The following is a 13,349-nucleotide window of genomic DNA, read 5'->3' on the forward strand; positions in this document are numbered from 1 at the left end:
GGGGGACGATGTTAAATCAGCCGCGCAGCAGGTTGGAAATTTCCTGCGTACGCGTTTCCAGCAGTGCGGCGTCGCCGCGCGTTTCCACGTTCAGACGCAGCAGCGGCTCGGTATTGGAGCTGCGCAGGTTGAAGCGCCATTGGCCGAAATCGGCACTGATGCCGTCGGTGTAGTCCAGTTCCGGCGACTGGTCGCCGTAGTGCTCCATCACGCGGGCAACCGCCGCCTTGGCATCGTCCACCTTGAAGTTGATCTCGCCGCTGCAGGGGAATTTCTGCATGCGCGCTTCGACCAGATCCGCCAGCGAACGACCCGACTGCGACACCAGCTCGGCGATCAACAGCCACGGAATCATGCCGGAGTCGGCATAGGCGAACTCACGGAAATAATGGTGCGCGCTCATCTCGCCGCCATAGACGGCATTTTCGCTGCGCATCTTTTCCTTGATGAAGGCATGGCCGCTCTTGCACAGCACCGGAATGCCGCCGGCGTCCTCGACCATCTCGACGGTGTTCCAGGTCAGGCGCGGGTCGTGCACGACCTTGCCGCCGGGCTGCTTGGCCAGGATCGCCTGCGCCAGCAGGCCGACCAGGTAATAGCCCTCGATGAAGCGGCCGGTGTGATCGAAGAAGAAGCAGCGATCGAAGTCACCATCCCAGGCGATACCGAAATCGGCGCCGTGTTCCTTGACCGCCCTGGCCGTGGCGTCGCGGTTTTCCGGCAACAACGGGTTGGGAATGCCATTGGGGAAGTTGCCATCGGGCTCGTGGAAGACGCGGACGAACTCGAACGGCAGCTGCGGTGCAAGCAGGTCGACGATCAGGCCGGCGCCGCCGTTGCCGGCGTTGACCACCAACTTGAGCGGCTTGAGCGTGCTGCGGTCCACGTAGCTGAGCAGGTGCTCCAGATATGCGGTCTTGTCGGTGCGGCTGTGCTCGCTTGCCGTGGGCTCGCCGGGGGCGGCGGTGTCGGCAGCGACGGTGTCGCGAATCGCGAACAGGCCGGTGTCGGAACTGATCGGCCGCGCCTGCTCGCGCACCAGCTTCATGCCGTTGTAGTCCATCGGGTTATGGCTGGCGGTGACCATCACGCCGCCGGCTGCCTTGAGGTGATCGGTCTGGAAATAGACCTCCTCGGTGCCGCACAGGCCGATGTCGATCACTTCGCGGCCGCTGGCGCGCAGGCCGGCCGAGAGCGCTTCCTGCAGGCCGGGGCTGGCTAGGCGCACGTCGTGGCCCAGGACCACCGGCCCTTGCTCCAGCTGCGCCGCCAATGCCACGCCGATGCGGCGCGCCAAGTCCTCGTTGAGTTCATCCGGCACGCGGCCGCGAATGTCGTAGGCCTTGAAGGCGGGTAGCGTCATGGGCAATTCCTGGGGTGGGGGAAATCCCGAGTTTAGCGGCTGCGCCGTGTCTTGGGTGTGGCGGAATTGCGATCGGGGACAGGGAACAGTCAGCGGCTAGAATGGCCGCTTCACATCAGCGAGGCGAGGGCGGTGATGAGCAATGGTGGGCGTGGTGCGGCAAGCGGCAAACGCTATGCCGATGCCGGGGCGGCGCTGGATGGGGTGCTGGCCGATGGCCAGACCCTGGCGGTCGGCGGCTTTGGCCTGTGCGGAATTCCGGAGGCGCTGATTGCAGCGGTGCGCGAGAGCGGGGTCGGCGGGCTGACCGTGATTTCCAACAACGCCGGCGTCGATGGATTCGGGCTGGGCCAATTATTGGCCACCCGGCAGATCCGCAAGATGATTTCGTCCTACGTGGGCGAAAACAAGGAATTCGAGCGGCAGTATCTGGCCGGCGAACTCGAGCTGGAGTTCAACCCGCAAGGCACGCTGGCCGAGCGTCTGCGCGCGGGCGGTGCGGGAATCCCCGCGTTCTACACCGCAACCGGCTACGGCACCATCGTGGCCCAGGGCAAGGAAACCCGCGAATTCGACGGCAAACAGTACGTGATGGAAACCGCGCTGCAGGCCGATGTCGCGCTGGTCAAGGCCTGGCGTGCGGACACGGCCGGCAATCTGGTGTTCCGCAAGACCGCGCGCAACTTCAACCCGGCCTGTGCCATGGCCGGTCGCGTCTGCGTTGCCGAGGTCGAGGAGATCGTCGAGGTGGGCGCGATCAATCCGGACCAGGTGCATCTGCCCGGCATCTATGTCGACCGGCTGGTGCTCAACGCCACGCCGGAAAAACGCATTGAACAGCGCACCGTGCGCGAAGGACAGCACTGATGGCCTGGACCAGGGAGCAGATGGCCGCACGTGCGGCGCGCGAATTGACCGATGGCGCCTACGTCAACCTGGGCATCGGCCTGCCGACGCTGGTGGCCAATCACATTCCCGATGGCATGGACGTGTGGCTGCAATCGGAAAACGGCCTGCTCGGCATCGGCCCGTTTCCCACCGAGGACGAGGTGGATGCGGACCTGATCAATGCCGGCAAGCAGACGGTGACTGCGCGTGCCGGTGCCAGTTATTTCGGCAGCCACGACTCGTTTGCGATGATCCGCGGCGGGCACATCGATCTGGCGATTCTCGGGGCGATGCAGGTCACCGACCGCGGCGACCTGGCCAACTGGATGGTGCCCGGCAAGATGGTCAAGGGCATGGGTGGCGCAATGGACCTGGTGGCTGGCGTCAAGCGCGTGGTGGTGCTGATGGAACATGTCGCCAAGGACGGCAGCCACAAGATCCTGCCCGAATGCGACCTGCCATTGACCGGCGTTGGCGTGGTCGATCGCATCATCACTGATCTGGCCGTATTCGACGTCACCGATGGCGGGCTGGTGTTGGTGGAGGCGGCGGACGGGGTAAGTGAGCTTGACCTTCGAGAGAAAACGGGCGTCGAATATCGTACAGGAGATCAATTCAAGCGGGCGTTAGCAGTGTAGTATGGACCAGTAGCACCAATTTGCTTGGTGAATTCTTCACGAGAATTTTACTTAACTACTCCTAGGTCAAATGATGAAACGCTCATATATATTTATGCTGTCTATCGCGATGACGATGATGACAGTTGCATGCAGTAAAAATGAGTCAAATGCACCTGAGGTTTCTAAAGACTCGACTGCTACCCCAGCCTCTTCTGAACCTGCAACGCCTATTGGTGTTCAGGAAATTAAAAAACTTACAGCAGATCAAGTTGGTGTAAAGCTAACGCTTGAGTCTCAGCCTAAGGTTGATACAGCCTCTGGGTCTGTCAGTTTCGTGGTGAAAGTGGAAAACCATGGTGTTGCAGCACTTTCCGGGGCTAGCAATCCGCCTGTGAATCTAGGGGTTCAGATTCTTGGCCCTGACGGGAGTGCAGAAGGGATGGTAAGAGATTTTTCGCGTACGCCCTTGCCCGATATTGCGCCAGGTAATGCAGCTTCCGTTACTGTGCAGTTTCCACTAGAGTCGCGCTTGGATGGACGTAAGCTTAAGGTGGATGTGGTACAAGAAGGTGTTAGCTGGTTTTCTGATTTTGGGCAGCCAACGCTGGAGCTTGACCCTGTTAAATAATCTGTAAAGATTATCGGGTCTAAATAAAAAGGCGCCAGATGAGCGCCTTTTTTATTTATAGATTCTGGTAGTTCGGGCCCGAACCACCCTCCGGCGTGACCCAGGTGATGATCTCGTACGGGTCCTTGATGTCACAGGTCTTGCAGTGCACGCAGTTGGCGGCGTTGATCTGCAGGCGCTTGCCGGACGGGCTGCCGGCGTCTGCGACCATTTCGTAGACGTTGGCCGGGCAGAAGCGGGTGCAGGGATTGTCGTATTCCTGTACGCAGCGGGTAGCGCACACGTCGGTGTCGAGTACCTTCAGATGCACGGGCTGGTCTTCGTCGTGCTCGGTGGCAGCGAAGTACACCGCCTGCAGCCGGTCGCGCGGAGCGAGCTCGCGCGTGCCGTAGTGGCGCGTGGGTTGCTCGTACTCGCCGATCTTGTGCAATGCCGACCAGTCGGGCTTGTTCTTCAGTGTCCATGGTGAGGCGCCCTTGAGCGCAGTTTCCCAGGCGGCGTTGAGCAGGCCGAACCACAGGCCCTTCTTGAAGCCCGGCTTGATGTTGCGCACCTGCTTGAGCTCGGCCATCGCATCGGAGGCGCGCAACTTGGCGTCGAAGCCTTGCGGCGCCAGCTGCGATTGCACCAGATGTTCGGCGGCCAGCATGCCGCTGCGGATCGCCTGGTGGGTGCCCTTGATCTTGGGCACGTTGAGCAGGCCGGCAGTGTCGCCGATCAACAGGGCGCCCGGCATTTCCACCTTCGGCAGCGACTGCCAGCCGCCGGTGACGATGGCGCGCGCGCCGGCCGAGAGGATGCTGCCGCCTTCCAGCAACGGCTTGATCAGCGCGTGGTTTTTCCATTGCTGGAAGGCTTCCCATGGCTGGTATTGCGGGTCGCTGTAGTCCAGCCCGCTCACATAACCAAGCGCGATCTGGTTATTGTCCAGGTGATACAGGAAGCTGCCGCCGTAGGTGCGGTTGTCGGCCGGCCAGCCCAGCGTATGCACGATCTTGCCGGGACTGACGCGCCCCTCCGGTACCTGCCACAGTTCCTTGATGCCGATCGAATAGCCCTGCGGGTCGGCGTCGGCGGTGAGGTCGAAGCGCTTGAGCAGGCGCTTGGTGAGGTGCCCGCGTGCGCCTTCGGCCAGCACGGTGACCTTGGCACGGATGTCGATGCCGGCGGTGTAACCGGGCTTGTGCGACCCATCCTTGGCCACGCCCATGTCGCCGATACGTACGCCGATGACCTGGTCGTTGGCGTCGTGCAGCGTTTCGGCAGCGGCAAAGCCCGGATAGATCTCCACGCCCAATGCTTCGGCCTGCGGCGCCAGCCAGGCGCACATTGCGCCCAGGCTGACGATGAAGTTGCCGTGGTTGCGCATGCCCGGCGGCACCACCGGGAACTTGCGCGCGCTGTCCTTGCCGAGGAACCAGAACTCGTCGTCGGTGGCGGCCACGCAGATCGGCGGCGGGTTGTCGCGCCAGCCCGGCAGCAAGGCATCCAGCGGGCCCGGCTCGATCACCGCGCCGGACAGGATATGCGCACCGATGGTGCTGGATTTTTCGATCACGCAGACGCTGATGGCCGGATCCAGCTGCTTGAGCCGGATCGCAAAAGCCAGCCCGGCCGGGCCGGCGCCGACGGTGACGACGTCGTACTCCATCACGTCGCGCTCGACCGTCTCTGGCGCACTTGCGCCGACTCCTGCTTCCGACATTGCTCCGCTCCCGTTGGCTCGATGGCTACCGCGCATTTTCCGGGATTCGATGTGACGGCGGCAAATCGGATCGATTCATCCGTACCGCCCAGCCTCACGCAGCGGGAGCGTGCTAGCGTTTGAAGCATGAAGATTCGGGTTGCCTTGCCGCATGCAGAGATCGCCTGGTGCCGTGGCTGGTTGCCGCGCGCGCAGGCCGATGCGCTGCTGCAGGCGCTGCTGACGCAGGTGCAGTGGGAGGTGCATCGCATCCGCATGTTCGGGCGGACGGTGGATTCGCCGCGTCTGAGCAGTTGGATCGGCGATGCGGACGCCAGCTACCGCTACTCGGGCACGCAGTTCGCGCCGCAGCCGTGGCTGGAGGTATTGCAGCCTCTACGCGCGCGCCTGCAGGCCGAGACCGGGGCGCCATTCAACAGCGTGCTGGCCAACCGTTACCGCAGCGGCAACGATGCGATGGGCTGGCACAGCGACGACGAGCCGGAGTTGGGCGCGCAGCCGTTGATCGCTTCGCTGAGCCTGGGCGCGACGCGGCGCTTTGCCTTCAGGCATCGCGAGGATGCGGCGTTGAAGCAGGCGCTGGAACTGGGGCACGGCGATTTGCTGCTGATGGGAGGCGATACCCAGCGCCACTACAAGCATGCGTTGCCGCGCACCGCAAAACCGGTCGGCGAGCGCATCAATCTGACGTTTCGCAAGATTGATGCGCGGGGCCCCAAGCGCTAGTCCGGCTGTCGCGGTGACAGCGGACGCGGCACTCGCTGGCTATCCTGCTGGCCATTGAGCAGGGTCCAGCCGACCAGTTCGGTGGTGACCTGCGTCATCGCCTGTTCGAATGCCGCTGCCACTGCCGCCGTGTCGGTGCCGCTGGACGGGCGTGCCACCAGGAAGGTGCGCGAGGCCACCACGCGCTGGTCGGCGGCGTGCAGCAGCTTGGCATTGAGCTCGATGGTGGCCGAGGGTAGCGCCTGGCCGGCGTAATCGGACTCGAAGCGGCGCAGGTCGATCGCCAGCTTGTAGTCGGAGCGGATGCCGGTGCCGATGCGGGCGACTGCGGCGATCTTGCCGGAGTCCTCGAATGCGCGCACCACGCTGTCTTCCAGCATATCGGTGGCCGGCTGCGCCCAGCCTGCGCCGTGGTAGACCTGCAATTCGCTCGGGGTCGGGCGCACGTTGATGCGCGGGCTGTCGATGATGCGCGCCGCGCTCGGCTTGGCCACCGCCAGTTGCCAGGCCACCTGCGGCCAGGACGGATTGGGCGTCACCCGCACGGTCGGCGCGTAGATGGTGGCCGGCTTCTGGTCGCCGCCGGTCAGCAGCGAGCAGCCGCCCAGCGCCAGCAGGGAGACGCACAACACGGGACGCAACAGGCGCATGGCAGTCATTTCGGTTCGAACTCCTTGGGTGCGTCGCGGCCGAGCAGGTAGCGCGCAGGGTTGTTGTCCAGTTTGTCGCTGACCCGGCGCAGGTCGCGGATCAGGCCGCGCAATTCGGTCAGCGTGGGCCCGAGCTGGCCCAGCCCGTCATTGGCAAAGCTGTTGATGGCCGCGCGGTTCTCGCCAAGGATGTTGTCGGCGTTGCCGGCAGCCGAATCCAGCTTTACCAGGGTGGCATCGAGCTTCTCCAGGATGCCCGGCAGCTGCTGCACCAGGTTCTGGTCCAGCCGCTTGATGGTGCCGTTGGTGGTGGTCAGGGTGGTGTCCAGATTGCGTGCGGCATCGCGCGCGCTGACGATCAGCGCCTGCATGCCTTCGTCGCGATCGGCGATGCCGCCGCTGATCTTTTCCAGGTTCTGCAAGGTGGCAGTGATGCTGGCCACGTTCTTGTCCGAGAGCATCTGGTCCATGCGCTCGACGATGCGGTTGGCGGTGTCGGTGATGTTCTGCAGCGCCGACGGCGTGGTCTGGATGATCGGCGCGTCGCTCTTGTCGATGGTGGTCAGCGACGGTGCCTCTGGCGTGCCGCCGGAGAGCTGGATGATCGACGGGCCGGTCAGGCTGGTGATGGCCAGCTTGGCGCGGGTATCGCTCTTGATCGGCGTGGTGGAGTTCACCCGCACGTGCGCGACCACCTGGCGCGGGTCGTTCGGCGCCAGCGTCAGCTCGGTGATCGAGCCGACCGCGATGCCGTTGTACTGCACCGGGCTGCCGACCGACAGGCCGGTCACCGCCTCACGGAACACCACCCGGTACTGCTGCCAGGTGCGGTCGGAGGAATACTTTGCGGCCCATAGCCCGAACAGCAGCAGGGCCAGGCCTGCCACGATGGTGAAGGCGCCGATCAGGACGTAATTGGCTTTGGTTTCCATGCTCAGGCGGTCTCGGTGGAGTCGGTCTTGGCCGCGCGCGCGGCGCGGGCGCGCGGACCGTGGAAGTATTCCTGGATCCAGGGGTGGTCGACCTGTTCGATCTCGGCCAGCGGCGCGTTGGCAATCACCTTGTGATCGGCCAGCACCGCGATGCGGTCGCAGATGGCGTACAGCGTATCCAGGTCATGGGTAATCAGGAACACGGTCAGGCCCAATGCCTGCTGCAAGGTGCGGATCAGGCGGTCGAAGGCGGCCGCGCCGATCGGGTCCAGCCCGGCAGTGGGCTCGTCCAGGAACAGCAGCGGCGGATCCAGCGCCAGCGCCCGCGCCAGGCCGGCGCGCTTGCGCATGCCGCCGGACAGCTGCGAGGGCAGTTTGTCCAGCGCATCGGCCGGCAGGCCGGCCAGCTTGATCTTCAGCAGCGCCAGCTCGAAATACCAGCGCTCCGGAAACTCGCCGTGATGCTCCTTCAGCGGCACCTGCACGTTTTCGCCGACGGTCATCGACGAGAACAGCGCGCCGTCCTGGAACAGCACGCCGGTATTGCGGGTGATGTGCTGGCGGTCGGCGAAGCGGCCCGAGCGCGCATCCGCCCCCAATACCTGGATGCTGCCGGCATCCGGCTCGCGCAGGCCCAGGATGCTGCGCATCAGCACCGACTTGCCGGTGCCCGAGCCGCCGACCACGCCCAGGATCTCGCCGCGACGCACGTCCAGATCCAGGTCCTCGTGCACGACCTGGCTGCCGAAACGGTTGGTCAGCCCGCGCACGGAAATCGCCAGCTGGTCGTCGTCGGCCTCGGCCTCTGTGCCGGGATTGGGGAGTGGGGATTCGGGATGGGTCACAGCACAGCTCTCCCGAAAGTCAGGGCACCAGCTGCGCTCGCGCCCTGCACGAATCCCCAATCCCGAATGTCGAATCCCGTCCTCATCACCACCCCATCTTCATGAACCACAGCGCGGCGACCGCGTCGAGGATGATGACCAAGGAAATCGTCTGCACTACCGAGGAGGTGGTGCGCTCGCCCACCGATTGCGCGGTGCCGCTGACCTTCAGGCCTTCCAGGCAGCCGATCAGGCCGATCACCAGCGCAAACAGCGGCGCCTTGGACAGCCCGACCAGGAAATGCCGCAACTGGATGGTGTCGTGCATGCGCGCCAGATACATCTGCGGCGGAATGTCCAGGTCGAACGCGCCCACGGTGACGCCGCCGGCCAGACCGGCGATCATCGCGATGAAGGTCAGCAGCGGCAGGGTGAAGATCAGCGCGAGCAGGCGTGGGATCACCAGCAGGTCGATCGGGTCCAGGCCCAGGGTGCGGATCGCGTCCACTTCCTCGCGTGATTTCATCGCACCGATCTGCGCGGTGAAGGCGCTGGCAGTGCGCCCGGCCAGCACGATGGCGGTCAGCAGCACCGCGAACTCGCGCAGGAAGGCGATGGACACCAGCTCCACCACATAAATTTCCGCGCCGAAGTCGCGCAGGATGGTCGAGCCCAGGAACGCGATCACCGCGCCAACCAGATACGACAGCAGCACCACCAGCGGCACCGCGTCCAGGCCGACCTGCTCCATGTGGTGCACGGTGGCGGTCAGGCGGAAGCGGCGCGGCTCGTGGATCAGCCGCCCGATCTTGACCAGGTTCTCGCCTAGAAAACTGTTCAGTTCCAGGATGCCCTGGCCGACGCCATGGGTGGTGCGGCCCAGACGGTCCAGCGCGGCGACAAAGCCGTAGTCGCGTTTGGGCTTGGGGCGTTCGTCGTTGAGTTCCTCGATGGTGCACACCAGGGCCTGGTGCTCATCGCGGAAATCGATCGCATCTTCCTTCAGGCCCATGCGGCCGGCGAAGCGCAGCAACTGCAGCACGCCGGCCGAATCCAGTTGGCCGATGCCGCGCGCGTCGATGCGGCGCACCCCGTCGGGCACGGCCTGCAGCTGTTCTGCCTGGGACAGGGCGGTTGCCAGCACCCAACTGCCGGCGAGGCGGAGCTGGGTCTGATCCTGCGAGTCTTGGTCGATGCGGGGAGGTTGCGGTTTGATCATGGGTGGCCTGTCCGTGGCGCCAGCATACCGCGCCCGGCGTGAGCGAATGATGGGGACGCTTCGCACTTGTGGTCCCGGCACAGACGATCGGCACGCCGGCCAGGGGCGCTGCGGCATACACTGGCGGCCTCGCCAGACGGCGTTTCTCCGATCCGACCCGCCACGCATGTCCGCTGCCACCGTCGTCCAACCGTCCGCCAGCGCCACCTATGCCCAGCGCGTCGCCTTTGTTTCGGAAATCGCCGGACGCCTGCATTCCTACGGCACCACCGCGCAGCGCCTGGAGGCCGCCGTGGTCGGACTGTCGCAGAAGCTGGGCCTGGACTGCGAGCCCTGGTCCAATCCCACCGGGATCATCTTGAGCTTCAGCGATCCGACCAAGGCCATCGGCTCCAGCGACATCACCCGGGTGATCCGGCTGGCCCCGGGCGAGAATGACCTGTACAAGCTCAGCGTGGCCGATTACGTGGCCGACAGCGTGGCCAACGGGCGCATGAGCATCGCGCAGGGCCACACCGCGCTGCGGCGGCTGGACCGCGAGGTCGATCGGCGCGGCAAGACCATGCAGGTGCTGGCATTCGGGCTGGCCGCCGCCGGCGTGGCAGGGCTGTGGAAACTGCCCTGGCTGGACATCGCCACCGCCGGCGCGATCGGCATGTCGATCGGCCTGCTGACCCAGTACACCGACAAGCGGCCGGCGACCAAGGAGGCCGGCGAGGCGCTGGCCGGGCTGTTGGCCGGGGTCGTGGCCGCCGTGGTGGCGTCGTTGCTCGGGCCGTTGAACCTCAATACGGTGATCATCGCCTCGCTGGTGGTGCTGCTGCCCGGCATGTCGTTGACCAATGCCTTCAACGAGCTGGCCAGCCAGCACTGGGTCTCGGGCACGGCGCGGCTGGCCGGTGCGGTGACCACGGTGCTCAAGCTCACCGTCGGTGCGGTGATCGCGGTGACGCTGACCCAGGTGGTCGGCCTGCATCCGCAGGTGGCTGCATTGCGCCCGCAGGCCAGCTGGGTGGAATGGGCCTCGCTGCTGGTGGCCGCTTATGCATTTGCGGTGTTGTTCAAGGCCAATCGGCGCGATTATTTATGGATCATGGCAGCGGCCATGTCCGGGTATGTCATTGCGCGTTATGCCGGACATGCCTGGGGTGGTCCGGCCGGTGTCTTTGCATCGGCGATGGCATTGACCGCCGCCGGTAATCTGTTCGGGCGGGTGGTGCAAAAACCCGGTGCATTGATCCGTTTGCCCGGCATCATCATGCTGGTTCCGGGCAGTGTCAGCTTGCGTGGCTTTCTGACCCTGGTACAGCAACAGGATGTCAGTGTCGGGCAGGCCGCACTATTGGCGGTGACCAATATCGTGATGGCCTTGATGGCCGGATTGCTGTTCGGCAATCTGTTGATTCCGGCCCGCAAGAATTTATGACAGATAAAAACGCGCAATAAAAACCCCGGCAATGCCGGGGTTTTTATTGCTGTGAATCAGGCGGCCTTGGACTTCTTGGGCGCGCGCTTGGTGGCGGCCTTGCGCGGGGCGGCCTTCTTGGCCGGAGTCTTCTTGGTGCTGACCTTGCTGATCAGAAAGTCTTCGACTTTCTTGCCGGCGGCGGTCAGTTCGGCCAGCCAGCGCGGCTGCTTGCCGCGGCCGGTCCAGGCTTCCTGGGGATTGGCGGGGTTGCGATACTTGGGCGGAACCTTGCCCAGCTTGCGGCCGGCGCGCGGCCCCGGCTTGGCAGCGGCAGCAGGACGACCCGGGCCGGCGCTGGTGCCAAACAATTCTTCGATGGAATAACCCTGGGCTTTTGCCGCGCGGGTCAGTTGCGTGCGGACCTTGGCAATCGGAGCACGCTTGGCAACCACGGTCTGCTGCTTCTTCGCGTTTTTGATCAGGGCACCCAACTGCTTGGCCGACAGGCCGCTAAGATCGATCGACATCACTACTCCGGAGGATGAGAGAGAAAAGAATGCCGGTCCGTGGCAGCGCTTGCCATCATAATGTCAGAAAACCCGGGTGACAAATGCGCCGAAATAATTCGGCGCCTTGTGTTCATCCAATCCAAGTAGTTTCGGCTGATTTGATCAACAACCCAGGCGGGAGAATAACCCGGCCTTATCCAGGTTTTCTGCTGCCTCTGCAGTGCGGGCACGATATTCAAATGTGCCGGCGGCCAATCCGCGTTCGGAGACCACCACCCGATGCGGAATGCCCAGCAGTTCCATATCGGCAAACATGGCGCCCGGGCGCAGGCCGCGATCGTCCAGCACCGCGTCGATCCCCGCGGCGATCAATTCGTCCAGCAATGCCTGGGCGGCGGCAACCACCTGTGCATCCTGCTTGGGGTTGATGATGCAGATCGCCACCTGCCACGGTGCCATCGGTGCGGGCCAGACAATGCCGGCATCGTCATGGTTCTGCTCGATCGCCGCAGCCACGATGCGCGAAATGCCGATGCCGTAGCAGCCCATCTTCATCACCGCGGGCTTGCCGTTCTCGTCGATCACGGTGGCCTGCAGTGCCTGCGCATACTGGTCGCCGAGCTGGAACACATGGCCCACCTCGATTCCGCGCGCCAGACGCAGTTCGCCGCCATCGGCCGCGCGTTCGCCGTCGATGACGTTGCGCACATCGGCAACGGTGTCAGGTTCGGGCAGGTCGCGGCCCCAGTTGACCCCTGCCAGGTGTTCGCCGGGCACGTTGGCACCGACCACGAAATCGGCCATCGCCGCGACATCGCGGTCGGCCACCACGCGCACCGGGCGGGCGGTGTTCACCGGGCCCAGGAAGCCCGGCTCGCAGCCGAGGTGGTCGCGGATCTCGGTCTCGTTGGCCAGGCGGTAGCCGGCCAGGCCGGCGACCTTGCCGAGCTTGATCTCGTTGACGGCGTGATCGCCGCGCACCAGCACCAGCACGAAGCCGGCCTCGGTCATCACCGCCACCGACTTGACCGTGCGCTGCAGCGTGATGCCCAGCAACCGGGCGACGTCTTCGCAGGTCTTCTGGGTGGGCGTTGCGACCTGGCGCATCGCCTCGCCAGCCTCGGCGCGCGGGGCGGGCAGGGCGGCGCTGGCGGTTTCCACGTTGGCGGCGTAATCGGAGCCGGTGGAGAATGCCAGCGAGTCTTCCCCGGAAGCGGCAATGACGTGGAATTCCTGCGAGGCATCGCCGCCGATCGCGCCGGAGTCGGCCTGCACGGCGCGGAATTCCAGCCCCAGCCGGGTGAAGATTCGGGTGTAGGCCGCGCGCATGTTGTCGTATTCGCGCGCCATGTCGGCATCGGTGAGATGGAAGGAGTAGGCGTCCTTCATCAGGAATTCGCGCGCGCGCATCACGCCGAAGCGTGGACGGATCTCATCGCGGAACTTGGTCTGGATCTGGAAGAAGTTCAGCGGCAACTGCTTGTAGCTGTTGATTTCCTGGCGCGCGAATTCGGCCGCGGCCTCTTCGGCGGTCGGGCTGTAGCAGAACTCCTGCTCCTTGCGATCCTTGATCTTGAGCAACTGCCCGCCGAACTTTTCCCAACGACCGGTGGCATCCCACAGTTCGCGCGGCTGGATGGTGGGGAACAGCACTTCCACCGCCCCGGCGCGGTTCATTTCCTCGCGCACGATGGCCTCGACCTTGCGCAGCACGCGCAGACCCAGTGGCGACCAGGTGTACAGCCCGGAGGCCAGCTTGCGGATCATGCCCGCGCGCAGCATCAGACGGTGGCTGACCAACTCGGCGTCGGCCGGGGTTTCCTTGGTGGTGTGCAGGTGGAACTGGGAAAGACGCATCGGGCTTCGCTTGGGCGGAA

13 protein-coding genes are annotated in these 13,349 nt (G+C 64.6%); 5 read left to right on the top strand and 8 right to left on the bottom strand.

Annotated features, from left to right (window positions below; all coding sequences use genetic code 11):
* Positions 1 to 16: 16 nt before the first annotated feature.
* Positions 17 to 1,363 carry a phosphomannomutase gene (locus EO141_RS07245; RefSeq protein WP_104583295.1) on the bottom strand — a complete coding sequence of 449 codons (1,347 nt, stop codon included), beginning with the start codon at positions 1,361 to 1,363 and terminating at the stop codon, positions 17 to 19.
* Between the two features lie 135 nt (positions 1,364 to 1,498).
* On the opposite strand from EO141_RS07245, the gene EO141_RS07250 reads away from it, so the two are divergent.
* The 3 genes from EO141_RS07250 (at position 1,499) to EO141_RS07260 (ending at position 3,499) form a co-directional block, all read left to right on the top strand.
* Positions 1,499 to 2,230, top strand: a complete 732-nt coding sequence (locus EO141_RS07250; protein WP_127168840.1) for a CoA transferase subunit A — start codon at positions 1,499 to 1,501, stop codon at positions 2,228 to 2,230.
* The gene (locus tag EO141_RS07255) at positions 2,230 to 2,889 is read left to right on the top strand and encodes a CoA transferase subunit B (RefSeq protein ID WP_127168841.1); all 660 of its coding nucleotides are present in this window, start codon (positions 2,230 to 2,232) and stop codon (positions 2,887 to 2,889) included. Before EO141_RS07250 ends, EO141_RS07255 begins: the two co-directional genes overlap by 1 nt.
* A 73-nt stretch (positions 2,890 to 2,962) precedes the next feature.
* A complete protein-coding gene (locus tag EO141_RS07260) occupies positions 2,963 to 3,499 on the top strand; it encodes a hypothetical protein (protein ID WP_127168842.1) in 537 nt (178 codons plus the stop codon).
* 55 nt (positions 3,500 to 3,554) lie between these two features.
* On the opposite strand, the gene EO141_RS07265 is transcribed toward EO141_RS07260, so the two are convergent.
* A complete protein-coding gene (locus EO141_RS07265; protein WP_104583298.1) occupies positions 3,555 to 5,204 on the bottom strand; it encodes an electron transfer flavoprotein-ubiquinone oxidoreductase in 1,650 nt (549 codons plus the stop codon).
* Between the two features lie 126 nt (positions 5,205 to 5,330).
* Between EO141_RS07265 and EO141_RS07270 the strand changes: the two genes are divergently transcribed.
* On the top strand, positions 5,331 to 5,930 hold the full coding sequence (locus EO141_RS07270; RefSeq protein WP_126970901.1) for an alpha-ketoglutarate-dependent dioxygenase AlkB: 600 nt from the start codon (positions 5,331 to 5,333) through the stop codon (positions 5,928 to 5,930).
* Here the strand turns inward: EO141_RS07270 and EO141_RS07275 are convergent.
* The 4 genes from EO141_RS07275 to EO141_RS07290 all read right to left on the bottom strand — a co-directional run bounded on the left by EO141_RS07275 (position 5,927) and on the right by EO141_RS07290 (position 9,672).
* Positions 5,927 to 6,589, bottom strand: coding sequence for an ABC-type transport auxiliary lipoprotein family protein (locus EO141_RS07275; protein WP_127168843.1), 663 nt, complete (start codon positions 6,587 to 6,589; stop codon positions 5,927 to 5,929). The two genes, EO141_RS07270 and EO141_RS07275, sit on opposite strands and share 4 nt — an antisense overlap.
* Positions 6,586 to 7,512, bottom strand: coding sequence for an MlaD family protein (locus EO141_RS07280; protein WP_011035876.1), 927 nt, complete (start codon positions 7,510 to 7,512; stop codon positions 6,586 to 6,588). The genes EO141_RS07275 and EO141_RS07280 overlap by 4 nt, the downstream gene beginning before the upstream one ends.
* Before the next feature lie 2 nt (positions 7,513 to 7,514).
* Entirely contained in the window at positions 7,515 to 8,357 is an 843-nt protein-coding gene (locus EO141_RS07285) for an ABC transporter ATP-binding protein (RefSeq protein ID WP_104649397.1), read from the bottom strand.
* Positions 8,358 to 8,442: 85 nt separating this feature from the next.
* The gene (locus EO141_RS07290) at positions 8,443 to 9,672 is read right to left on the bottom strand and encodes an ABC transporter permease (protein ID WP_180496775.1); all 1,230 of its coding nucleotides are present in this window, start codon (positions 9,670 to 9,672) and stop codon (positions 8,443 to 8,445) included.
* Positions 9,673 to 9,721: 49 nt separating this feature from the next.
* On the opposite strand from EO141_RS07290, the gene EO141_RS07295 reads away from it, so the two are divergent.
* Positions 9,722 to 10,981, top strand: a complete 1,260-nt coding sequence (locus EO141_RS07295; RefSeq protein WP_104583303.1) for a threonine/serine exporter family protein — start codon at positions 9,722 to 9,724, stop codon at positions 10,979 to 10,981.
* Positions 10,982 to 11,037: 56 nt separating this feature from the next.
* On the opposite strand, the gene EO141_RS07300 is transcribed toward EO141_RS07295, so the two are convergent.
* Together EO141_RS07300 and EO141_RS07305 are read right to left on the bottom strand one after the other, a co-directional pair.
* Positions 11,038 to 11,490, bottom strand: a complete 453-nt coding sequence (locus EO141_RS07300) for an H-NS family nucleoid-associated regulatory protein (RefSeq protein ID WP_104583304.1) — start codon at positions 11,488 to 11,490, stop codon at positions 11,038 to 11,040.
* Positions 11,491 to 11,634: 144 nt separating this feature from the next.
* Entirely contained in the window at positions 11,635 to 13,329 is a 1,695-nt protein-coding gene (locus EO141_RS07305; RefSeq protein ID WP_104583305.1) for a proline--tRNA ligase, read from the bottom strand.
* Between the last annotated feature and the right edge of the window lie 20 nt (positions 13,330 to 13,349).

This window comes from Xanthomonas sp. BRIP62415 (assembly GCF_003993515.1).
GTDB classification, from domain to species: Bacteria; Pseudomonadota; Gammaproteobacteria; order Xanthomonadales; family Xanthomonadaceae; genus Xanthomonas; species Xanthomonas euroxanthea.

What these genes read in the sequence shown, in the direction of transcription:
- EO141_RS07290 (WP_180496775.1), bottom strand. Translation starts at nt 9,672, where the DNA reads ATGCCGCAGCGCCCCTGGCCGGCGTGCCGATCGTCTGTGCCGGGACCA.
- EO141_RS07280 (WP_011035876.1), bottom strand. Translation starts at nt 7,512, where the DNA reads ATGGAAACCAAAGCCAATTACGTCCTGATCGGCGCCTTCACCATCGTG.
- EO141_RS07305 (WP_104583305.1), bottom strand. Translation starts at nt 13,329, where the DNA reads ATGCGTCTTTCCCAGTTCCACCTGCACACCACCAAGGAAACCCCGGCC.
- EO141_RS07250 (WP_127168840.1), top strand. Translation starts at nt 1,499, where the DNA reads ATGAGCAATGGTGGGCGTGGTGCGGCAAGCGGCAAACGCTATGCCGAT.
- EO141_RS07295 (WP_104583303.1), top strand. Translation starts at nt 9,722, where the DNA reads ATGTCCGCTGCCACCGTCGTCCAACCGTCCGCCAGCGCCACCTATGCC.
- EO141_RS07260 (WP_127168842.1), top strand. Translation starts at nt 2,963, where the DNA reads ATGAAACGCTCATATATATTTATGCTGTCTATCGCGATGACGATGATG.
- EO141_RS07255 (WP_127168841.1), top strand. Translation starts at nt 2,230, where the DNA reads ATGGCCTGGACCAGGGAGCAGATGGCCGCACGTGCGGCGCGCGAATTG.
- EO141_RS07245 (WP_104583295.1), bottom strand. Translation starts at nt 1,363, where the DNA reads ATGACGCTACCCGCCTTCAAGGCCTACGACATTCGCGGCCGCGTGCCG.
- EO141_RS07275 (WP_127168843.1), bottom strand. Translation starts at nt 6,589, where the DNA reads ATGACTGCCATGCGCCTGTTGCGTCCCGTGTTGTGCGTCTCCCTGCTG.
- EO141_RS07270 (WP_126970901.1), top strand. Translation starts at nt 5,331, where the DNA reads ATGAAGATTCGGGTTGCCTTGCCGCATGCAGAGATCGCCTGGTGCCGT.
- EO141_RS07300 (WP_104583304.1), bottom strand. Translation starts at nt 11,490, where the DNA reads ATGTCGATCGATCTTAGCGGCCTGTCGGCCAAGCAGTTGGGTGCCCTG.
- EO141_RS07265 (WP_104583298.1), bottom strand. Translation starts at nt 5,204, where the DNA reads ATGTCGGAAGCAGGAGTCGGCGCAAGTGCGCCAGAGACGGTCGAGCGC.